This window comes from Rhodococcus sp. MTM3W5.2 (assembly GCF_001984015.1).
Taxonomy (GTDB): Bacteria; Actinomycetota; Actinomycetes; order Mycobacteriales; family Mycobacteriaceae; genus Rhodococcus_G; species Rhodococcus_G oryzae.
On sequence record NZ_CP019572.1, the window covers coordinates 2,432,945 to 2,454,138 of the forward strand.

18 protein-coding genes and 4 pseudogenes are annotated in these 21,194 nt (G+C 68.7%); 10 read left to right on the forward strand and 12 right to left on the reverse strand.

Annotation, left to right across the window (positions count from 1 at the left end):
• The 3 genes and pseudogenes from BTZ20_RS11230 to ppgK form a co-directional block, all read right to left on the reverse strand.
• Positions 1 to 1,980, reverse strand: coding sequence for an alkaline phosphatase D family protein (locus tag BTZ20_RS11230; RefSeq protein WP_077041416.1), 1,980 nt, complete (start codon positions 1,978 to 1,980; stop codon positions 1 to 3).
• 154 nt (positions 1,981 to 2,134) lie between these two features.
• Positions 2,135 to 3,501: pseudogene (locus BTZ20_RS11235) on the reverse strand (RNA polymerase sigma factor).
• A 120-nt stretch (positions 3,502 to 3,621) separates the two neighbouring features.
• Complete coding sequence (gene ppgK / locus BTZ20_RS11240; protein ID WP_077041417.1) at positions 3,622 to 4,419, reverse strand: polyphosphate--glucose phosphotransferase; 798 nt, start codon at positions 4,417 to 4,419, stop codon at positions 3,622 to 3,624.
• A 58-nt stretch (positions 4,420 to 4,477) separates the two neighbouring features.
• Between ppgK and BTZ20_RS11245 the strand changes: the two genes are divergently transcribed.
• Entirely contained in the window at positions 4,478 to 5,401 is a 924-nt protein-coding gene (locus BTZ20_RS11245; protein ID WP_083742625.1) for an inositol monophosphatase family protein, read from the forward strand.
• 4 nt (positions 5,402 to 5,405) lie between these two features.
• Here BTZ20_RS11245 and cei read toward each other — a convergent pair whose 3' ends face one another.
• Positions 5,406 to 6,098 carry an envelope integrity protein Cei gene (cei, locus tag BTZ20_RS11250; protein ID WP_077041418.1) on the reverse strand — a complete coding sequence of 231 codons (693 nt, stop codon included), beginning with the start codon at positions 6,096 to 6,098 and terminating at the stop codon, positions 5,406 to 5,408.
• A gap of 420 nt (positions 6,099 to 6,518) precedes the next feature.
• Here cei and BTZ20_RS11255 point away from each other — a divergent pair, with 420 nt between their 5' ends.
• Positions 6,519 to 6,821, forward strand: coding sequence for a DUF4193 domain-containing protein (locus BTZ20_RS11255; RefSeq protein ID WP_027499550.1), 303 nt, complete (start codon positions 6,519 to 6,521; stop codon positions 6,819 to 6,821).
• 117 nt (positions 6,822 to 6,938) lie between these two features.
• Here BTZ20_RS11255 and BTZ20_RS11260 read toward each other — a convergent pair whose 3' ends face one another.
• Positions 6,939 to 7,382, reverse strand: a complete 444-nt coding sequence (locus BTZ20_RS11260; protein WP_077043637.1) for a DUF3093 domain-containing protein — start codon at positions 7,380 to 7,382, stop codon at positions 6,939 to 6,941.
• A 90-nt stretch (positions 7,383 to 7,472) separates the two neighbouring features.
• Between BTZ20_RS11260 and dut the strand changes: the two genes are divergently transcribed.
• A complete protein-coding gene (gene dut / locus BTZ20_RS11265) occupies positions 7,473 to 7,964 on the forward strand; it encodes a dUTP diphosphatase (protein WP_097211344.1) in 492 nt (163 codons plus the stop codon).
• Positions 7,964 to 8,814: pseudogene (locus BTZ20_RS11270) on the forward strand (DUF3710 domain-containing protein). The gene dut and the pseudogene BTZ20_RS11270 overlap by 1 nt, the downstream one beginning before the upstream one ends.
• A gap of 16 nt (positions 8,815 to 8,830) precedes the next feature.
• Here BTZ20_RS11270 and BTZ20_RS11275 read toward each other — a convergent pair.
• A complete protein-coding gene (locus BTZ20_RS11275) occupies positions 8,831 to 9,532 on the reverse strand; it encodes a hypothetical protein (RefSeq protein ID WP_077041420.1) in 702 nt (233 codons plus the stop codon).
• A 194-nt stretch (positions 9,533 to 9,726) separates the two neighbouring features.
• Between BTZ20_RS11275 and BTZ20_RS11280 the strand changes: the two genes are divergently transcribed.
• Positions 9,727 to 10,104, forward strand: coding sequence for an OB-fold nucleic acid binding domain-containing protein (locus BTZ20_RS11280; protein ID WP_077041421.1), 378 nt, complete (start codon positions 9,727 to 9,729; stop codon positions 10,102 to 10,104).
• A gap of 31 nt (positions 10,105 to 10,135) precedes the next feature.
• Positions 10,136 to 10,840, forward strand: coding sequence for a DUF3159 domain-containing protein (locus BTZ20_RS11285; protein ID WP_077041422.1), 705 nt, complete (start codon positions 10,136 to 10,138; stop codon positions 10,838 to 10,840).
• Between the two features lie 187 nt (positions 10,841 to 11,027).
• Here BTZ20_RS11285 and BTZ20_RS11290 read toward each other — a convergent pair whose 3' ends face one another.
• Both BTZ20_RS11290 and BTZ20_RS11295 read right to left on the reverse strand, forming a co-directional pair.
• Positions 11,028 to 11,690, reverse strand: coding sequence for a potassium channel family protein (locus BTZ20_RS11290; RefSeq protein ID WP_077043638.1), 663 nt, complete (start codon positions 11,688 to 11,690; stop codon positions 11,028 to 11,030).
• A 70-nt stretch (positions 11,691 to 11,760) separates the two neighbouring features.
• Positions 11,761 to 12,426: a potassium channel family protein gene (locus BTZ20_RS11295; RefSeq protein WP_077041423.1), complete on the reverse strand. Its 666-nt coding sequence runs from the start codon at positions 12,424 to 12,426 to the stop codon at positions 11,761 to 11,763.
• A gap of 170 nt (positions 12,427 to 12,596) precedes the next feature.
• On the opposite strand from BTZ20_RS11295, the pseudogene BTZ20_RS11300 reads away from it, so the two are divergent.
• The 4 genes and pseudogenes from BTZ20_RS11300 (at position 12,597) to BTZ20_RS11315 (ending at position 18,240) form a co-directional block, all read left to right on the forward strand.
• A pseudogene (locus BTZ20_RS11300) lies at positions 12,597 to 14,599 on the forward strand (APC family permease).
• The gene (locus BTZ20_RS11305) at positions 14,596 to 15,864 is read left to right on the forward strand and encodes a class I SAM-dependent RNA methyltransferase (RefSeq protein ID WP_077041424.1); all 1,269 of its coding nucleotides are present in this window, start codon (positions 14,596 to 14,598) and stop codon (positions 15,862 to 15,864) included. The pseudogene BTZ20_RS11300 and the gene BTZ20_RS11305 overlap by 4 nt, the downstream one beginning before the upstream one ends.
• Positions 15,865 to 16,162: 298 nt before the next feature.
• A complete protein-coding gene (locus BTZ20_RS11310; RefSeq protein ID WP_077041425.1) occupies positions 16,163 to 16,654 on the forward strand; it encodes a MarR family winged helix-turn-helix transcriptional regulator in 492 nt (163 codons plus the stop codon).
• A complete protein-coding gene (locus BTZ20_RS11315; RefSeq protein ID WP_077041426.1) occupies positions 16,651 to 18,240 on the forward strand; it encodes an MDR family MFS transporter in 1,590 nt (529 codons plus the stop codon). Before BTZ20_RS11310 ends, BTZ20_RS11315 begins: the two co-directional genes overlap by 4 nt.
• Before the next feature lie 120 nt (positions 18,241 to 18,360).
• Here the strand turns inward: BTZ20_RS11315 and BTZ20_RS11320 are convergent, their stop codons facing one another.
• The 4 genes and pseudogenes from BTZ20_RS11320 to BTZ20_RS11335 form a co-directional block, all read right to left on the reverse strand.
• Complete coding sequence (locus BTZ20_RS11320; protein WP_077041427.1) at positions 18,361 to 18,576, reverse strand: hypothetical protein; 216 nt, start codon at positions 18,574 to 18,576, stop codon at positions 18,361 to 18,363.
• Between the two features lie 94 nt (positions 18,577 to 18,670).
• Positions 18,671 to 19,296 (reverse strand): annotated as a pseudogene (locus BTZ20_RS11325) (SIMPL domain-containing protein).
• An 8-nt stretch (positions 19,297 to 19,304) separates the two neighbouring features.
• On the reverse strand, positions 19,305 to 20,144 hold the full coding sequence (locus BTZ20_RS11330) for an ABC transporter permease (protein ID WP_083742628.1): 840 nt from the start codon (positions 20,142 to 20,144) through the stop codon (positions 19,305 to 19,307).
• The gene (locus BTZ20_RS11335; RefSeq protein ID WP_077041429.1) at positions 20,141 to 21,130 is read right to left on the reverse strand and encodes an ATP-binding cassette domain-containing protein; all 990 of its coding nucleotides are present in this window, start codon (positions 21,128 to 21,130) and stop codon (positions 20,141 to 20,143) included. Before BTZ20_RS11335 ends, BTZ20_RS11330 begins: the two co-directional genes overlap by 4 nt.
• Positions 21,131 to 21,194: the final 64 nt, after the last annotated feature.

Genomic DNA, 21,194 nt, shown 5'->3' on the forward strand with positions numbered 1-21,194 from the left:
CTAGACCTCCGGCGGGAACCACGGCGCCTGTGGGCCGTGCGGCGCCCCGGCGGTCGGCCCGTACGGCAGGCCGTGCAGCTCGACGGCATCGATCTGATCCCGGAACCGCGGCGGCACCGCCGATCGGTCCTCCTCGGCGAACGCCACCATCTGGTGGCCGAGGACATCCGGCGAGCGCGGCACATTCTTGTCCTGCCACCAGAACTCGAACACGGCGCGGTCGCGGTCGAGGTCGATGATCCCGTAGCCGTGGTCGACCCACTCGACGAACTGGGCGTTGCGGTTGAGCGTGAGGATCGCAGCCTCGGCGGCGCGCGCGATCTCGGTGGACTCCGCCCGCCCGAGGCCGGTGGCGCCTCGGATCATGTCGTCGGCGCCGCCGCGCCCCATCGAGGTGGGGGCGAACTCGACACCGACGGACAGGCCTCGGACGTCGGCGGGGTCGTGGGCGCCTGCGGGCGCCGGGGCGCCGTTGCCGGTGCTCACCCGCAGCGCCCCGGCACCGCGGTTCTGCGGTTCGGCACCGTTACGGGTGTTGCGGCCGGGGATCCCCGAGAGATACCCGTCGCCGAGGTACGTCGTGGAGATGACGTCGGACGCGAAATTCCCGTGCGCGTCCCCGGTCACCATGACGTTCCGCCAGGTCCGCTCCCCGCGCGCGCCTCGGAGGTGATCGACGATCGCGTCGCGCTCGGCGGCGTACCGGCCCCAGCGGCCGATGCCGAGCTTCGGCATCTTCACCCCCTGCACGACCTCCGGGATGTCGGTCGGAGCGAACCACGCCTGGTTGCCGATGACCCGCCACCGGGTTCCCCGGTGCGACGAGTCGGTGAGCGTAGCCGTGAGCCACTCGTACTGCCGCCGACCGAGGAGGCTCGGCTGCCCGGGCGGCAGGTGCGAGGAATCGGCGGTGGGCCCGTGCACGCCGTGCGACTCGGCGTCGATCCCGACGACGTCAACGAGGTCGCCGTACCGCAGCGCCCGGTAGACGAGCAGCGGGTCCTCCGGCGCGGGATAGGAGCCGTCGTCGACGAGCACGAACTCGCCGCTGCCGTCGGCGCGCACGGGCCGGGTCGGAGTCCACTCGTGGAACGCGCGCACCGTGTCGGCGAGGGTCGTTGTCGCCGACGCCGGGTCGATCCCGGGGGCGTTCACCTCGGTGCCGTAGGCGACGTCGATGTCGTGGTTGTCCCACACGATCATCCACGGGTGCTGCTGGTGCGCCCGGACGAACTGGGGGTCCGAGCGCCACAGCGCGTACCGCCGCCGCACCTCGGCGAGGTCGAGCCAGTCCCGGTTGTCCGGGTGGTCCATGTCGGCGAAGCCGACGCGCGAGCGCACCAGCTCGTCCTTGTCGGGGAAGTCGTAGATGTAGTCGCCCACGTGCAGCACCAGATCGAGGTCGTCCCTCGCGGCGATGTGCTCGAACCCGCTCCAGAACGAGGACCAGTAGGAGCTGCACGACATCGTGGCGATGCGCACCCGGTCGACGGCGGCACCCGGGGCAGGCGCGGTGCGTGTTCGCCCCGTGATCGAGTGGGCGCCGGAGTGCGTGAAGCGGTAAAAATACGTCGCGGCCGGGGCCAGGCCGGTGACGTCGACCTTCACCGTGAAGTCGTGCTCCGCCACCGGGGTCTGCACACCGGAGCGGACGAGGGCCGTCATGCCGGGGTCGGTGGCCACCTCCCACCGCACGGGTCCGGGCGCGCCGGTCACGCGCTCGGGCATGAGACGGGTCCAGAGGATGACGCGGTCCGGCAACGGGTCGCCGCTGGCGACGCCGTTGGCGAACGGTCCTGGGCAGCACGTGGGGTAGTCGAAGGGACGGGCGGGATCGACGGAGGGCGCCGCGGCGGTCGCGGAGGGGGCGCTTCGGAGACCAGCCACCGCGAGGCCGCCTGCGAGGGCGGAGCCGCGCAGGAACGTGCGGCGGGAGGGGCCGCGCGGGGAGGTGGGGGTGACAGGGGGCTGGTCGCTCATCCGGCAACTCTCGCCCACCTCGGGGCGTGCGCGGTGGGGATCCGATGACGACCCGACGTGTACCGGGTGAACTGTCGGTGGCAGGAGACCATCGGACACACGAATGCCCCGTCACCTCGAGGTGACGGGGCATTCGTCGTCTGGTCGGGACCGACTAGTCCAGGTAGTCCCGGAGTACCTGCGAACGCGACGGGTGCCGCAGCTTCGACATCGTCTTGGATTCGATCTGACGGATCCGCTCACGCGTGACGCCGTAGACCTGGCCGATCTCGTCGAGGGTGCGGGGCTGGCCGTCGGTCAGGCCGAAGCGCAGCCGGACCACGCCCGCCTCGCGCTCGGACAGCGTCTCGAGCACCGACTGCAGCTGATCCTGCAGCAGGGTGAACGACACCGCGTCGACGGCCACCACGGCCTCGGAGTCCTCGATGAAGTCGCCGAGCTGGCTGTCGCCCTCGTCGCCGATCGTCTGGTCGAGGGAGATGGGCTCACGCGCGTACTGCTGGATCTCCAGCACCTTCTCCGGCGTGATGTCCATTTCCTTGGCGAGCTCTTCGGGCGTGGGCTCGCGGCCCAGGTCCTGGAGCAGTTCGCGCTGGATGCGGCCGAGCTTGTTGATGACCTCGACCATGTGCACCGGGATGCGGATGGTGCGGGCCTGGTCGGCCATCGCGCGGGTGATGGCCTGGCGGATCCACCAGGTGGCGTACGTGGAGAACTTGTAGCCCTTGGTGTAGTCGAACTTCTCGACCGCGCGGATCAGGCCGAGGTTGCCCTCCTGGATCAGGTCGAGGAACGCCATGCCACGACCGGTGTAGCGCTTGGCCAGCGAGACGACCAGTCGCAGGTTGGCCTCGAGCAGGTGGTTCTTCGCGCGGTTGCCGTCGCGGCAGATCCAGTTCATGTCGCGGCGCTGCGCGACGGGGAGCTTCTCGCCCTTCTCGGCGTGCTCGGCCATCAACTGGGTGGCGTAGAGGCCGGCCTCGATGCGCTTGGCCAGCTCGACCTCCTCCTCGGCGTTGAGGAGGGCGACCTTGCCGATCTGCTTGAGGTAGGCGCGGACCGAGTCGGCGGAGGCGGTGAGCTCGGCGTCCTTACGGGCCTGCCGGAGCGCCTCGGACTCCTCCTCGTCCCAGACGAAGTCCCCGGAGGCCTTGTCCTTGTCGGACGGCTCCGCGGCTTCTTCCTCGTCCTCGCCGACCGCGACGACCTCGACGACCTCGTCGACGGCGAGGTCACCCTCGGGTACCTCGAGATCGGCCATGTCGGCTTCGTCGGGCGCGTCCTCGAGATCGACGCCGTCGGCCTTGCTGCTCGCCTTCTTGGCGGGGACTTCTTCGCCGCGGCCTTCTTGGCCGGGGCCTTGGCTGCGGCCTTCTTGGCCGGGGCCTTCTTAGCAGCGGCCTTCTTGGCTGGAGCCTTCTTCGCCGCGGCCTTCTTCGCGGGGGCGGTGCCGTTGGTCGCCGCGGCGGACGCCGATTCGGTGCTTGGTTCGGCGGTCTGACTTGTATCGGAGGCGGCCACGTACGCCCTTTCGTGACGGTGTCGTGCGGCGTCACGCCAGAGTGATTTTCCGGCGGAGAGGTCAGTTGAGTTCGGCCGGCTGAGAGCCGGACGTGTCCATTGTAACTATCGCCACGGGTGTTACGACGCGATGCTGGTCTGCGCGGCGAGTGCGGCGCCCACGATGCCCGCCGTGTTCAGCAGCGCAGCGGGCACGACGGGGGTGCGATTGGTCAGCAACGGGATCCATTTCTCGCTCTTGCGGCTGATGCCGCCGCCCGCGATGAACAGGTCGGGCCAGAGCAGGTCCTCGAACGTGGTGAGCACTCGGGAGACCTCAGCCGCCCACTGCTTGTAGGACAGATCCTTGGTCTCCTTGACCGAGGACGCGGCGCGGTGCTCGGCCTCCTTGCCGCCGACCTCCATGTGCCCGAACTCGGTGTTGGGGAGCAGGACGCCCCGATGCAGGATCGCGGATCCGATCCCGGTGCCGAACGTCAGCAGCACGACGACGCCGTCGACATCCTTGCCAGCACCGTAGGTGTCCTCGGCGACGCCTGCCGCGTCCGCGTCGTTGAGCACCGTGACGGGCCTGCCGCCGAGCGCCTGCCCGAACAGGGCCGCCGCGTCCGTTCCGATCCAGGACTTGTCGATGTTCGCCGCGGTGCGCGCGACCCCGCCGGTGACCACGGCAGGCAGCGTGATGCCGACCGCGCCGTCCCAGCCCGCCCGGGTGACGATCTCCGCGACGGTGGCCGCGATGGCCTCGGGGGTTGCGGGCTTCGGGGTCTCGATCTTGATCCGGTCGCCGATCAGCTCGCCGGTCTGCAGATCGACCAGGCCGCCCTTGACTCCGCTTCCGCCGACGTCGACGCCGAACCCGCGTCGGCTGCTGCCGTTGCTGTCGTCTGAGGGCAGGGCTGGGGTCGATTCAGTCATGGCGCAAACCCTAATCGTCGTGGCGACGACGGGCGCGGGAGTGGGGAGATGAGGCACCATGGGGCGTGCCCTCTTTGCGGTCCGATGCTCCCGTCCCCACCACCCCGAACGTGACGCCCCCGGCGGTCCCGACGATCCGCGCACGCTGCGCGACGTGGCGGTCCGGGTGGCCGTCACCGCCGCCAGGCACGTGCGTGCCCGCCGCCCAGAGGTGTTCGCCGCGACGGGCGTCCTCGCGGAGGACAGCTCGGTCGCGACCAAGAGCCACCCGACCGATCCGGTCACCGTCGTGGACACCGAGACCGAGGAACTGATCCGCGGACTGCTCGCGGGCCTGCGCCCGGACGACGCCATCCTCGGCGAGGAGGGTGGGGGACAGGCCGAGCAGATCCGGGGCGTGCGCTGGGTGGTCGACCCCATCGACGGGACGGTGAATTTCTTGTACGGCATCCCCGCCTTCGCGGTGTCGGTCGCAGCGCAGATCGACGGTGTCTCCGTGGCGGGTGCGGTGGTGGACGTCCCGGCCGATGCGGTCTACTCGGCGGCCCTCGGCCACGGCGCGACGCTGCTCGAGGCAGACGGCACTGAGCACACGTTGCGGTGCAACCCGGTGTCCGACGTGTCGGTGGCCCTGCTCGCGACGGGGTTCGGCTACGGACGGGCCCGCAGGCAGGCGCAGGGCGCACTGATCGGGCGGGTGCTGCCCCAGGTGCGCGACATCCGCCGGATCGGCTCCGCAGCCCTCGACCTGTGCATGGTGGCCTCGGGGCGCGTCGATGCGCATTTCGAGCACGGGCTCAGCCCGTGGGACTGGGCAGCGGGCTCGCTGATCGCGAGCGAGGCGGGCGCCCGGGTCCGCACGCCGGCGCCGCACTCGATGAGCGCCGAAGGCGAGGTGGTGGTGGCGGCGGCCCCGGGGATCGCGGCGGAGTTGGACGAGGTCTTCGCAGCGGCGGGCGTGTTCGACCCGATCCCGGACTGAGCCGTCAGCAGCGAGCGGTGCGGGCGGCCTTGAGGAGGCTGATGTCGACCGGCGCGGCGGCCATGCCGCCGGGCGCGGGCTCCTTCAGCACGGCCAGCACCTCTTCGGCGTCGGTGTTCGGGCGCAGCTCGTTGAAGTAGGTGCCGAGCGCCAGGTCGACGGTGTCGTCCTGACGCTGGTCCTCGATCAGCTCCGCGCACGGGGCGACCAGCCACAGGGCACTGGCGGCGGCGAGACCGTTTGCGCCGAAACGGATCTGGCCGTGGCACTGCATGTTCTGGTCGATGTAGACGGGGTCGTTGCCGACCTGGACGTCGGGCGCGCTGGCGTAGCCGTACTCGCTGAGCTGCGCGGCCACCTGCGCGGCCTGGCCGCGTTCGCCGTTGGCGTTGAAGACGCGGACCCTTGTCGCCGCGAGGGTGGTGGGTTCCACGTCCATCAGCGTCGTCGGGTCCATCTTCTGGCCGAGCGGCTGCGGGGCGGGGTCGTTGGGGTCGGCGGACTGTGAGGCCGGCCTCGGGAGGTTGCACGTCACCGCGGCGGAGACCTCCTCGTCCTTGGTGAGAATGCGAACCCACAGCACCGAGCCGAGCAGGGCGAGGATGCCGATCAGCACGACGACGGGCATCGCGCGCCGTCTGCGGAACGGACGGCCCTGCTCATCGGTGGAGTGACCCTGTGTGATCAGTGAAACCACGATTCGTCCCGACCTCTCCGCCGCGCCCGCCGATCGGCGCCATTGTGGCGCCGGTGCGCACCCACTCTAGAGTGCGGCGCCGGGATCGTTGTCGACGCGGTCGCGGCTCGGAATGTCGCGGAAATGTCACGGTCGACCCGCCGTTTGTGTCGATTTTCAGACAGTTTCCGACGTGTGGTGAATGGCCCGCGACTTTTCTCCAGAGTTCGGCTATTGTCTGGCGGCCGCAGTCGTACACGACAGGCGTTTGGAGGACCGGACGGAAGGGCCAAATGTGGTGCAGATCATATTACCTGCGCTAACTTTTGGGCACTATTCGGCGCTCTCGAGCGTTATGCAGCCACACGGGTTGATTCGTGTATTCGGCTGTGGTGTGTGGCCGGGGGAATCGATGACGAGAGAAGACGAGGGGAAGACGAGATGGCAACCGACTACGACGCACCGAGGCGTTCGGAATCCGACGAGGTTTCGGAGGATTCGCTTGAAGAGTTGAAGGCCCGGCGCAATGAGGCGCAGTCCGCGGTCGTCGACGTCGACGAGTCGGACACCGCGGAGTCGTTCGAGCTGCCCGGAGCAGATCTGTCCGGCGAGGAACTGTCGGTCCGGGTCGTTCCGAAGCAGGCCGATGAGTTCACGTGTTCGAGCTGCTTCCTGGTGCATCACCGGAGCAGGCTCGCCAGCGACGCCGGTGGCGTGCTCATCTGCATGGATTGCGCAGCCTGACAGCGCTACCGAGGTAGTGGATCCGACCGGGGCACCGAGTGCCCCGGCCTGGTATCAAAAGTCGTGCCCGGCCTGTTCGCAGGCCGGGCACAGTGGTTTCCGGGGCACCCGGACCCGTCAGGGAGTCAGCAGTGCCGCCAGCTCGGCGGGCCTGCGGGTGCTGACCAGCCAGTACGGCGTTGGATCCTCCGGATCGTCGAGAACGATCAGGACCATCGTCTTGATCCAGGTCCGGTGCTGCACGTAGGCGGCGGGGTCCAGCTGCCTGCCGAGCGCCGCCGACTTGGCGGTGGCGGGAACCACCGCAACCCGGGAGATCACGTCCAGCGGCAGGTTCGCCCGGCCGACGCGCAGCTCGCCTCGGCCGGGGCCGTCGCCGACCTCGATCCGGAGCCGGCTCAACCAGAGCAGGACCCACACCGGGAAGGGCAACAGCAGCACGTACGGCAACCAGGCCAGCAGGCCGGGGTTGCCCATGTGAACCTCCGCGGCGAGCAGACCGGCGACGGCGAGGCCGGCGGCCCACCACCACAGCGGTACCCACAGTCGCTCCGAGTAGATCGGTGCGGTGGGGTCGGTCTTGCCACCGGTGGCGGCGGTCGAGGCAGGTTGAGGGTTCTCGGGCACGCATCCAGAGTAGTCTCGGTGCGCGTGAGCGATCTTCCAGCCATCGAGCTGCTGCGCCTTGATCCCGACATGCCGATCCCACAGCGTGCCCACGCGGGCGACGCGGGTGTCGACCTCTGTTCCACCGTCGACGTGACCATCGAGCCGGGGGAGCGGACCCTGGTGGGGACCGGAATCGCCGTCGCGCTCCCTGTCGGCACCGTCGGGCTGATCCACCCCAGGTCGGGACTGGCAGCCAAGTCCGGTCTGTCCGTGGTGAACACGCCGGGGACGGTCGACGCGGGTTACCGCGGTGAGATCAAGGTGTGTCTGATCAATCACGATCCGCGCACGCCCATCGCGATCACTCGCGGTGACCGGATCGCTCAGCTGTTGGTGCAGCGGGTGGAGTTGGTCTCGTTCGTGGAGGTCGAGTCGCTCGACGAGACGACGCGCGGCGCGGGCGGATACGGATCCAGTGGTGGACATGCCAGCCTGCACGCGGTGTCGGCACTGCCCGAGGAAGGGGCACGATGATTTTCGGACGTAAGAAGAAGGCCGCGGACGAGGACCTCGATCAGTTCGAGGATCTCCGCGACGACGTCGACGCGCAGGCCGAGAGCGACGAGTTCGACGAGTTCGATGTCGAGGAGCGGCCCGAGGGCGGGCCGTACGACCGGGACGAACTCGACGACCCCGAGGGTGCCGCGCAATCGCGGCTCGACCTCGGGTCGGTGCAGGTCCCGCTGCCCGAGGGCGGACAGATCCAGGTGGAGATGGCTCAGGACGGCACCCCGCAGGCGGTGCACCTGGTCACCGAGCACGGTCGGGTCACGATCGCCGCGTACGCCGCGCCGAAGTCGCCGGGACAGTGGCGCGAGGTCGCGGGTGACCTCGCCGAGTCGCTGCGAGCCGATCAGGCGGAGATCAGTGTGCAGACCGGTCCATGGGGTCGTGAGCTGCACGCGGTCACCCGAACGCCGACCTGCGCTTCATCGGCGTCGACGGCCCGCGCTGGATGATCCGGTGCGTGGTGGCAGGCCCGGTCGGTTCGGCCGGCCTCGAGGCGCCGCTGACCGCGATCGCGAGGGAGATCCTCGCCGGAACGGTTGTCAACCGCGGCGCCGAGCCGTACCCGGTGCGGACGCCCCTCCCGGTCGTGCTCCCGCAGATGCTGGCCGAGCAGCTGATCGCGGCCCAGCAGCAGCAGATGCAGGCACAGCAGCAGGCCGCGCAGGCCCAGCAGACGGCCGAGGTCCAGGAGGCCGCCGTCGCCGAGGCCGCGGCAGCCGCCGAGGCCGCCGCGGCAGCCGCCCAGGATCACACCCTGCCGCCGGAGGAGCGTCCTGGCGGCTCCGGGTCGGCGATGCAGCAGCTGCGTCGCTGATCCGGCCGGCGGCCGGTCAGGACGAGGTCAGCGCCGCAAGGCAGGACCGGCCGAGGATTCCGGCGTCGGCGCCGATCTCGTCGAGGGTGACGGTGGCCAGCGAGGCGGACCGGAGCACCGTCACCCATCGCCGGGCGACGGCGATGGGGTGCACCGGGTCGTCGGTGGCGGCGCAGATGCCCACCGGCACCGTGATCCGTGCGAGGTGTTCCTCGACGAGGCCGTGGTAGGCCGCGGCCTCCTCGAGAGCATTGGGCAGGTGCGGCCACTGCGATCGCCAGGACCGCTCGAGTTCGCCGCCGAGCCACGCCGGGCTGGTCTCGATCATCGCGCTGGTCACCGCGTCGAGGCCGTCCGCGCGCAGCATGCGCGCCGTCATCGTCGCGCTCAGCGCCGCGGGGGCCTCGGCCGGGTCGCCGATCCAGGCGGGCAGCGCCGCGAGCACCCCGGCCGCGCGGGACTCGTTGCGAGCGGCCCACTGTGCCGCGACCGCGGCACCGATGGACACGCCCCCGACGAGGATCCGCCCATACCGGTCCGCGGCCGCGTCCATCGCCTCGAGGTAGCTCTCGACCACCCGCCGCGGGTCGGGTTCCACGGCGATGATCTCCACCCCGACCTGCGTCAACGCGCCCGAGAACGCCCTTTCAGCGAAGTGTGCGTCGGACCCGGTTCCCGGCAGCACCACCGCTGCGTGCGGCCATGTCATCTCCTGCATCCGTCGATGGTCGCACCGAGCCCGGGGTCGGGTGCCATACGGGTGCTGTCGGGGCCGCGAATGGGCTATCCGCCCGGTGGCCGGGACGCTCCTCACAGTGGTGTGGTTCCCGGTTCGGGATGGGTCTACAGTGGCGATCACACAGACCTACAAGCGGGGCGACAGTCGCACCGCACCTGCTCCAGGAGCGCGCTATGGCACTCGCGGCCACAGGCTATTTTCGTCGGCTGACCCGCCGGCTCACCGAGGACCTCGATCAACTCGATGCCGAGGCAATGGTGGAATCGTCGCAGGCGTCGGGCGCACAGCGCGCCTGCGACTGTAGTCGTGGTGAGGAGGTCACCATGCTCGGGCGGCTGCGCAGCGTCGAGACATGTCCCAAGGCCTCGACCGCGAACATGGAGGCCGAGTTCTTCGACGGAACAGAGGCCGTGACGCTGGTCTGGATCGGCAGGCGCCGGATCGCGGGGATCGAGCCGGGCAAGACCTTGCTCGTTCGCGGACGCGTCGGTGAGCGCAACGGCCAGAAGGTGATCTACAACCCGTACTACGAGCTACGAGGGGATTCGTAGTCATCGCCGGTACATGTGGCAGTCTCGTCGGGTGACCGACAGGCAGCAGCAGTCCGTACTCGAACAGCTCGGTGGAGTCAGTGGGCTGGTCTACTCGACCCTGCCGGTCCTGGTCTTCGTCCCGATCAACAGCTTCTTGGGCCTCACCGCGGCCATCTGGGCCGCCCTGGGTGTGGCAGCCGCGATCCTCGTGTGGCGGGTGATCGCCAAGGGTGCCATCCAGCCCGCGATCTCGGGCTTCCTCGGCGTCGGTATCTGCGCATTCATCGCGTACCGGACCGGGGATGCCAAGGGGTACTTCCTGTTCGGGATCTACACGAGCCTCGCCTACGCCGGGGTCTTCCTGCTCTCGATCGTGGTCCGGTGGCCGCTGGTCGGCGTCCTGTGGGGCTTCCTCAACGGCCACGGCAACTCGTGGCGGGGCAGCAGGGCCGCGGTCCGGGCCTACGACCTCGCCACCGCCGCGTGGGCGCTGGTGTTCGGGGCCCGCTACCTGGTCCAGTCTCAGCTCTACGACACCGATCACACCGGGTGGCTCGCGGTCACGCGCATCGCGATGGGCTGGCCGCTGACGGCGCTGGTCCTGGTGACGACAGTCTGGTTGGTCCGGCGCGCCGACCGCGCCGCCGAGGCCGTGGTGGAGGCGGAGGCCGACGCGGAGTCCGAGCCCGAGGCAGGGGTGGATTCGGATGATCGCGGCGCCGAGCCGAATGGTGCGGGTGGCGAGCGTTCTTAGCGAACACCCGCGATCGCCCGCAATGGGCGCGCCGGAATTGTGTGCGCGCCGCATCGGATGTGACGTATCGCACGTTCGGTGAATTGGGTCCGCCGAATTCAGTGCGTCTCAAAATGATGACCGCATTGCCCGATTTCGGACAATGCGGTCATCAAATTCAGTTACGTGACAATTCGGAACTTTTGTATCAGCGCTTGACGCCGACCGCCGCGCGCAACGCGTCCTCGACCTCGACGGAGGCGACGAAGAGCAGCTCGTCGCCGCCCTCGATCGGGTCGTCCTGCTGCGGGACGATCACCCGACCGCCCCGCAGGATGGTCACCAGGGCGGCGTCGCGGGGCAGCTGGATCTTGCGGACCGGCTTGCCTGCCAGTTCGGTGTCGTCGGGCAGGGTGATCTCCACCAGGTTCGCCTGACCCTGCCGGAAGGTCATCAAGCGGACCAGGTCGCCGACCGAGACGGCCTCCTCGACAAGCGAGGCGAGCATCCGCGGCGTTGACACGGCGACGTCCACGCCCCAGGAGTCGTCGAAGAGCCATTCGTTGCGGGGGTCGTTCACCCGGGCGACGACTCGCCGCACGGCGAACTCGGTCTTGGCCAGGAGGCTGACCACGATGTTGACCTTGTCGTCGCCGGTCGCGGCGATCACGACGTCGTAGGACTCGAGTTCGGCGGACTCCAGCAGGGCCAGCTCGCAGGCATCGGCGTGCACCCACACGGCGTCCGGGATCGCCTCGGGATCGACGTGTTCGAGATTGCGCTCGAGCAGCATCACGTGGTGGTCGCCTCGGATCAGCTCGCGGGCGATCGATCGGCCGACCGCGCCTGCTCCGGCGATTGCGACTCTCATCGGGTCCATCCGTTCGGGTCTGTGGTCGAATCGTGCGCCGCGGTCGGCGACGCCTGAGGGACGGTGGTCATCAGGAGTCCGCGGGCGGTGGGGTTGCGGCCAGCGCGACCGCCTCGGCGACGGTCCCGGAGACCGCGGCGACGTACACCTGGTCGTCGGCCTGGATCATCGTGCGGCGGTCGGGGAGCACCCCGGTGCCGAAACGGATGAGGAAGGCGACCCTGGACCCGGTGTGTTCCTCGAGCTCGGTGACCTGGTGGCCGACCCAGTCCTCGTGCAGATCGAGTTCCGCGACCGCGACGGTGCCGGAGGGATCGCGCCACTTGGTGGTGTGACTCTCGCGGGTGAGATGGTGCAGGAAGCGGTCGGTGGTCCACGGCACCGTGGCCACGGTGGGGATGCCGAGGCGTTCGTACACGGCCGCACGCTTGGCGTCGTAGATCCGGGCGACGACCCGGCTCACACCGAAGTTCTCCCTGGCCACCCTGGCGGAGATGATGTTCGAGTTGTCGCCGGAGGAGACCGCCGCGAAGGCCTCGGCCCGTTCGATGCCTGCCTTGAGCAGGACGTCGCGGTCGAATCCCATGCCGACGACGCGGTGTCCGGTGAATCCGGGGTCAAGGCGTCGGAACGCGTCGGGGTCGCGGTCGATGATCGCGACCTCGTGGCCGATCCGGTTCAGCCCGGCCGCGAGGGCCGATCCGACCCGGCCGCACCCCATCACGACTACGTACACCGTTCGCCTCCGCTCGTCGGCTTTCCGACGTGTGTCGCGGTCGCCGCGGCGGCGGAGACCATCGATTCGAACGGTACCGTCCCCGGTTCGGCGGCGTCCGCGCACATCGCGATTTGGCGAACTGGGCGGCGGATAGCACTGGATCGGTTCGGACGGATTACGCTTTGCCGGTGTCAAAGCTCTCGACCGCTGCCAAGCGGCTGCTGGTAGGTAGACCGTTCCGCAGCGACAAGCTGGGGCACACACTGCTACCCAAGCGAATCGCGCTGCCGGTCTTCGCCTCCGATGCGATGTCCTCGGTCGCCTATGCGCCGGAGGAGATCTTCCTCGTCCTGTCCGTGGCGGGCATCTCCGCGTACATGTACACGCCCTGGATCGGCCTTGCCGTCTGCGCGGTGATGGCGGTCGTGGTGGCCAGCTACCGGCAGAACGTGCACGCGTATCCCTCGGGCGGTGGCGACTACGAGGTGGCGACGACGAATCTCGGGCCGACGGCGGGCCTGACGGTCGGCAGCGCGCTGATGGTCGATTACGTGCTCACCGTGGCCGTCTCGATCTCCTCGGCCGCGTCGAACATCGGTTCCGCTGTGCCGTTCGTCGCCACTCACAAGGTGCTGTTCGCGGTCGCCGCCATCGTGATCCTGACCGCGATCAATCTGCGCGGTATCCGAGAGTCCGGGACCGCGTTCGCCATTCCCACCTACGCGTTCATCGTCGGCATGTTCCTGATGCTCGGGTGGGGGTTGTTCCGGATCTTCGTGCTCGGCGACGACGTCAAGGCCGAGTCGGCGGGCTTCGACCTGCACGCGGAGAACACCCAGCTCTACGGGATCGCGTTCGCCTTCCTCATCGCCCGCGCATTCTCGTCGGGTTGCGCGGCGCTGACCGGCGTCGAGGCGATCAGCAACGGGGTGCCTGCCTTCCAGAAGCCCAAGTCCCGTAACGCGGCCACCACGTTGTTCCTGCTGGGCGCCATCGCGATCGTCCTCCTGATGGGCATCATCACGCTGGCCCAGAAGATCGGGATCGTGTACGCGCACAACCCGGCCGAGCAGCTCACCGGAGCGCCCGAGGGCTATCAGCAGAAGACGCTGATCGCACAGATCGCCGAGGCAGTGTTCTCGGGTTTCCCGATCGGCTTCTACTTCATCGCGATCGTCACTGCGCTGATCCTGGTGCTCGCGGCGAACACCGCCTTCAACGGATTCCCGGTCCTCGGCTCGATCCTCGCGCAGGACCGCTACCTGCCCCGACAGCTGCACACGCGCGGAGACCGGTTGGCCTTCAGCAACGGCATCCTGTTCCTGTCCGGCGCCGCGATCGCCTTCGTCGTCTTCTTCGGGCCGAGGTCACCAAGCTGATCCAGCTCTACATCGTGGGCGTGTTCGTCTCGTTCGTGCTGAGCCAGACGGGCATGATCAGGCACTGGACCCGGCACCTGAAGAGCGAGTCCGATCCCGCGGCCCGGCGGCGCATGAAGCGTTCGCGCATCATCAACTCCATCGGCCTCGCCATGACGGCCACCGTTCTGGTCATCGTGTTGATCACCAAGTTCGCGGCAGGCGCCTGGATCGCGATCGTGGCGATGGTCGCGATCTTCATCGTGATGAAGTCGATCCGCAGGCACTACGACAGCGTTGCGGCGGAGCTGGACGAGCAGGAGTGGGACGGCGTGCTGCCGAGTCGGACCCATTCGATCGTGCTGGTGTCGAAGCTGCACATGCCGACGATGCGCGCCATCGCCTACGCCCGCGCCACCCGGCCGGACACTCTGGAGGCGGTCACGGTGAACGTCGACGAGGCCGACACCCGGGCGCTGGTCCGTGAATGGCAGAACAGCGATATCACCGTGCCGCTCAAGGTGATCGAGTCGCCCTACCGCGAGATCACCAAGCCGGTCCTCGACTACGTCAAGCGAGTGCGACGCGATTCGCCCCGTGAGGTCGTGACGGTGTTCATCCCCGAGTACGTGGTCGGGCACTGGTGGGAGCAGATCCTGCACAACCAGAGTGCGCTGCGACTGAAGAGCCGCCTGCTGTTCCAGCCGGGCGTGATGGTCACGAGCGTGCCGTGGCAGCTCAGTTCCTCGGAACGGGCCAAGCGCGAACGGATCCAGGCGGTGCCCGGCGGCACCAGGCGTGGATTCGATGCCGCGGAGGACAACGGTCGGTGAGCGAGAGCTGGTACGGCCGCAGCATCGAGGTTCGGCTCGGGAATCCGGGTCATGGCGGCTTCTGTGTTGCCAGGCACGAGGGCCGGGTGGTGTTCGTCCGGCACGGGTTGCCGGGTGAGCTCGTCCGGGCCGAGATCACCGAGGATCGCGGCGGCTCGTTCTGCCGAGCGGACGCAGTGGAGATCGTGGAGGCCTCACCGGCGCGAGTGACGGCGCGATGCCCGATCTCCGGGCCCGGCGGGGCCGGCTGCTGCGACTTCTCGCACGCCACCCCGGACGCCCAGCGCGCGATGAAGTCCTCGGTGGTCGCCGAGCAGCTCCGGAGGATCGCAGGCGTCGAGCGGGAGGTCGAGGTCGAGGAGCTGCCCGGCACAGGAGACGGCACCGGGTGGCGAACAAGGCTCCGGCTCGCGGTCGACCCTGCGGGCCGGGCTGGTTTCCATGGCTACCGCAGCTCCCAGGTGATCACCGACCTGCTGTGTCCGCAGCCGGTACTGGGCACGTATCAGGGCTTGGCCGAGCGGGACTGGCGGCCGGGCGGCGAGATCCAGGTGACCGTCGACGGCGACGGAGTCAGACACGTGGTGGAGATCGAGCCCGCGAAGGTCTCGAGCACCGGCCGCCGCAGTCCGGGCCGACGCGGTGCCACCGCGAGGCGCGCCGCACAGGCGGGTCCGCGCCGCGAGCACGTGGTGGAGGGCAGCGGCCGCGCCGTGGAGCGGGTCGGTGGGCGTTCGTGGGAGCTGTCGGCGACCGGCTTCTGGCAGGCGCATCGTGGTGCGGCACAGACCTATTCGACGGTGGTGGGGGAGTGGGCGGAGGCCGCTCCCGGCTCGATCGCATGGGATCTGTACGGCGGGGTCGGCGTGTTCGCCGCCGAGCTGGCCGACCAGGTGGGGCCGGACGGCGAGGTGGTGTCGGTCGAGTCGGGCCGCGGCGCGGTCGACGACGGCAGGCGTGCGCTGGCGGATCTCGGGCAGGTGCACCTGCGGGCGGCCCGGGTGGAGAAGGTGGTCGGGGAGTTGCCGGTTCCGGTGGGCGCGGTGGTGCTCGACCCGCCGCGGTCCGGGGCGGGCCGTGAGGTCATCGAGGCGCTCGCACACGCCGGCCCGGGCCGGGTGATCCACATCGGCTGCGATCCGGCCGCGTTCGGGCGCGATGTCGGGCTGTACCTCGCGCAGGGGTACCGGCTCGAGCAGGTGCGCGCCTTCGACGCCTTCCCGATGACCCATCACGTGGAGTGCCTCGCGCTGCTGGTGCGGTAGCGGTCGATCGGGCGCGGACCCTGGCCGGGGGTCACTTCATCGGCATCATGGGCATCTGCCAGCCCATCTGCTGCATCCAGGACATGAACATGTCCATCATTTCCTGCCACATCATGTGATCTCACCTCCGCTCCGGGTGGTGGTGATCCACTCACACATGATCGTGTGCACCACCGATTTTACCGGCGTCACGGCGTCCGGACGTGACCCAAGTCTCGTGGCAAATAAATTGCATGGGTAATGCAACCAATATATAGTTGCAGACTGCAAGCATCAATCACTCTGTTCAGGGGAGCCCATGGCCGTGCAGACCGCCACCGCGGAGGACCTCGTCGAGGAGGTCTTTCTCTTCGGGAGGGCATTGCGCAATATTCTCGGCGGCGCCGAGACGAGCGGACTTCCGCCCGCTCTTCTCGGGGTGCTGCACGTGCTCGCCACCGTCGGCGAATGCAGACAGATGGAGCTCGCCTCCAACCTGTGCGTCAGTCAGTCGTCGTTGAGTCGACAGATCGCGGATCTGGTGGAGGCCGGGCTCGTCGAGCGGCACGCCGATCCGGAAGACGGAAGGGTCTCGCTCGTGCGGCTGTCGGAGTCCGGGACAGAGCTGCTGAGGGCGAACAGAGAACGCCGGGCCGAACGTCTACGCACCCTGCTGGGCGAATGGAGCGAGGAAGAGGCTCACGAGGCCGTGACCTCGCTCCGTCGACTCAAGCACACCTTCATGACCCCGCCGGTACGGAGAGCCGTGTCCGACGCCGTTTCTCAGAACCAGGGGAGAACACACCTATGACCGAAACCGATAACAAGCCGCGCCACGCCGCCCCGCCGGGCGAGGAGGTGCTCATGACGCACCGCGAGATCCTCGAGGTCCTCGCGGGGCTGCTCGCGGCGCTGTTCACCGCACTGCTCAGCTCGACGATCGTCTCGACGGCCCTGCCCACGATCATCGGTGATCTCAACGGCAGCCAGACCCAGTTCGCCTGGGTCATCACCACGGCGCTGCTGGCCACCGCGGCATCGACGCCGATCTGGGGCAAACTCTCCGATCTGTACAACAAGAAGGTCCTGGTCCAGTCGGCGATCGTGATCTTCGTGATCGGCTCGATCATCGCAGGCTTCGCCCCGAACGTGCCGGTCCTGTTGGGCGCCCGCGTGATCCAGGGCATCGGCATGGGCGGCCTGACCGCGCTCGTCGTCGCCATCATCGGGAGCATCATCCCGCCGCGCGATCGCGGCCGGTACTCCGGATACATGGGTGGGGTCATGGCGGTGTCGATGGCAGGCGGCCCGGTCCTCGGCGGCGTCATCGCCGATGGGCTCGGCTGGCGCTGGTGCTTCTTCGTCTGCGTCCCGCTCGCCGTGATCGCACTCGTCCTGCTGCAGAAGACGCTGCACATCGAGACCGACCGCAAGGAGGGCGTCACCATCGACTGGCTCGGCGCGACCCTGCTGACGGCGGGCGTCTCGGTGCTGCTGATCTGGGTGTCCTTCGCGGGCAAGGCCACCTACTACGACTGGATCTCCGCCGAGTCCGCGGCGCTGGTCGGCATCGGCGTCCTGCTGCTGATCGCGACCGTCTTCGTCGAGAGCAAGGCCACCTCGCCGATCATCCCGCTCAAGATCGTCACCGAGCGGACCACCGCGCTCGCCATCATCTCGTCGGTCGCGGTCGGTGTCGGACTCTTCGGTGCCACCACGTTCCTCGGTCAGTACTTCCAGACCGCGCGCGGGCACACCCCGACCGAGGCCGGCCTGCTGACGATCCCGATGGTGTTCGGCATGTTGGTGGGCACCGTCGGCTCCGGCCAGCTGATCACCAAGTTCGGCAAGTGGAAGGGCTTCGTCGTCGCGGGCTCCATCCTGCAGCTCATCGGCTTCCTGCTGCTGAGCACGATCGACCACGAGACGCACATGTGGCTGATCGGGTTGATGATCGCCCTGCTGGGTCTCGGCACCGGCATGCTGATGCAGAACGTCGTCCTGGCGGTGCAGAACACGGTGAGCGTCCACAACATCGGCGCCGCCAGCAGTGTGGTCGCCTTCTTCCGGACCTTCGGCGGCGCGATCGGTGTCTCGGTGCTCGGTTCGGTGCTGGCCACCCGGGTCACCGACCTCACCGCGGAGGGATTCGCGAAGCTCGGTATCGACTCGCACACGCCCGGTGGCGGTGGCAACCTGAACCTGAAGGCGCTGCCAGCCCCCGTGCAGGACGTGATCCGGATGGCCTACGGCGATGCGACCGGTCGGATCTTCTTGATCGCGGCGGCCGTTGCGGTGGTCACCGTCATCGCGGTGATCTTCCTGCCGAACAAGCCGCTGCGTACCACGATCGACCTCAAGCCGTCCGTGGCGGACGTGGAGTACGAGAAGGTCTAGTCGGCCCGTCCGGGACACGCCACAGTCCGGGACACGCCACAGTCCGGGACACGGCACAACAGTGCGGCCCACCCCGATCGGGGTGGGCCGCACTGCGTCGTGGCTCAGATGACGGCCGGCTCAGGCCGCCCGGAACACGTCGGCATTGATGTACGCCGCCACCAGATCGTGGTACTCGCGTCGCGGGCGGTGGTCCGCGGGCAGGACGCCGGCCAGCGGAGCCTGCGAGCGGAACTGGTCGAGGTTGAAGGCCTGTCCGCCGTTGGTCCGGCGGCCGATGACGACCACGCCCACGAGCGCGATCAGTACCGAGGAAAGAACGAGGTAGGGGATCACGACACCAGTGTCGCCGACCGACCCGCACCTTCCCAAACTATGGGAACGAGATCTTCGGCACAGGTGATGCAGGTCACGAGTACTTTTTGGGGGTTCAGATCAGGGTCCAGCGCACCCGCACCGTCGCCGACAGCTCGGTCTCGCCGCGTTCGATCGGCATGGCATCGGCGGACGCCTTCATCGCCCGCACCATCGGCCTCGGCATCGGAGGAGAGTCGACGTCCTCGGAGACCTCGACGACCTTGCCGAGCTCGCGCCCCGACAGGCCCGCGTACTGTGTCGCCTTCGCGAGGGCATCGGCGAAGGCCGCGTCCCTTGCCTGACTCAGCAGCCCGGCCTGGTCGGCGATCCCCAGCTCGAGACCGCCGAGCCGGACGTCGTCCCCGCCCGCGCCGACGCAATCGGCGATGACCCGACCGGGGTCCGACAGATCGCGCAGCGTCACCGACAATGCGGTACTGGCGATGTAGCCGACCACCTGCTGGCCCTGGTTCTCCTGCCATACGGTGTCCGCGTGCACGGACAGTCCCGTGGTGGAGACGTCGCTGGGGACACTCCGGCCGCGCGGAGCGCCCCGGACACCGCATGAGCCGCGTGCCCAGCCCGTTCGAACGCACCGGTCACGTCGGGCCTGCGGGCCTCAACGGACACCGTGATCCGCATGATGTCGGGGGAGGCGGCCGCCGAGCCGTGGCCGAGAACGGTGACGGACGATTTCATCTGCGGGGTCACGACTTCCTGTTGTACAGGCGCATCGTGATGGGCCCGAAGATCACGATGAAACCGGCACACCAGCCGAGCACGATGGCCAGATCGCCGAGCTCGACGGTGCCCGCCATCAACCCGCGGATCGCGGTCACCAACTTGCTGATCGGATTGACGTTCACGAAGGCCTGCAGCCAGCTCGGCATGGTGGAGGGGTCGACGAAGATGTTGCTCGCGAACGTGAGCGGGAACAGGATGAACATCGACACGCCCATCACCGCCTGCTCGGTGCGCATCAGCATCGCGAACATCGTCCAGACCCACGACATGCTGAACGAGAACAGCAGCAGCAGCGCGATGGAGGCCACCACGCCGACGAACCCGCCCTGCGGCCGGAACCCGATGATCAGTCCGAGGACCATCACGATCACCGAGGCGATCGTGTAGCGGACCACATCGCCGAAGAGGGCACCGACCAGCGGCGCGGGCCGCCAGATCGGCAGGGACCGGAAGCGGTCGAAGACGCCCTTCTCGATGTCCTTGTTCAGCGTCAATCCGGTGTACATGGTGATCATGACGACCGTCTGGACCAGGATGCCCGGGATCAGGAACTGCACGTAGGCCTCGGTGGACCCGGCGAGTGCACCGCCGAACAGGTACGTGAACATCAGCGTGAACATGATCGGGAACATGGTCACGTCGAACAACTGCTCGGGCACGTGCTTGATCTTCAGCAGCGCCCGCCACCCGAAGGACAGCGACGTCGACAGCGCGTTCGGCCGTGCCGGCCGCGGCCCCGAGAGCTGCAGCACGTCGCTCACCGCCGGCGCAACCGACGGGGATTGCACGGAGGTCGATGTCATGATGCCGTCTCCTTCACGAATTCCTGGTCGTCTTCTGATTCGGCCGGCCGGCCGGTGAGCGCGAGGAACACCTCGTCGAGGCTGGGCTGTCCGAGCGCGAAGGTGGTCACCGAGATCCCCGCGTCGTCGAGTGCGGGCAGGGCGCGGGCGACCCGCTGCGGGTCCTCGATCCGCGCGGTCAGCGCCGCCGGATCGGATTCCCGCGTGATCTCGACGCCGAGGACGTCGCCGAGCAGGACGGCCGCGGCGTCCCGTTTGGTCTGATCCGCGACGCGCACGTGCAGGGCGCCGGACCCGACCGAGGCCTTGAGCTCACCTGTGGTGCCCTCCGCGATGACCTTGCCGTGGTCGATCACCGCGACCCGGTCCGCGAGCTGATCGGCCTCGTCGAGGTACTGGGTGGTGAGCAGCACGGTGGTGCCGCCCGCGACCAGGGCCCGGACGATCTCCCAGACCTGGTTGCGGCTGCGTGGATCGAGTCCGGTGGTCGGTTCGTCGAGGAAGATCAGCTCCGGTGTGACGATGATGCTGGCCGCGATGTCCAGGCGCCTGCGCATCCCGCCCGAGAACGTCTTCACCTGGCGCGGTCCCGCCTCGACGAGGTCGAAGGCCGTCAGCAGCTGTTCGGACCTGGCCTTGGCGGCGGACCTCGAGAAGCCGAACAACCGTGCCAGCAGTACGAGGTTCTCGGTTCCGGACAGGTCCTCGTCCAGGGAGGCGAACTGACCGGTCAGGGCGACCTTGCTGCGGACGGTGTCCGCTTCCTTGGCTACGTCGTGTCCGAGCACCCTTGCGCTGCCGCCGTCGATCTCGAGCAGGGTCGCCAGCATCCGGATGGTGGTGGTCTTGCCGGCCCCGTTGGGGCCGAGGACGCCGTAGACGCCGCCGGAGGGGACCGCGAGATCGACACCATCGACCGCGACGTTGGATCCGAACCGTTTGACCAGTCCGTGGGTTTCGATCGCGAGTCCTGCGTTCAAGGTCATGTGATGTACCTTCTCCGATCCTGCGGTCGACGGCAACGTGGTTTCGAGCGTAGGTGCCGGGTCC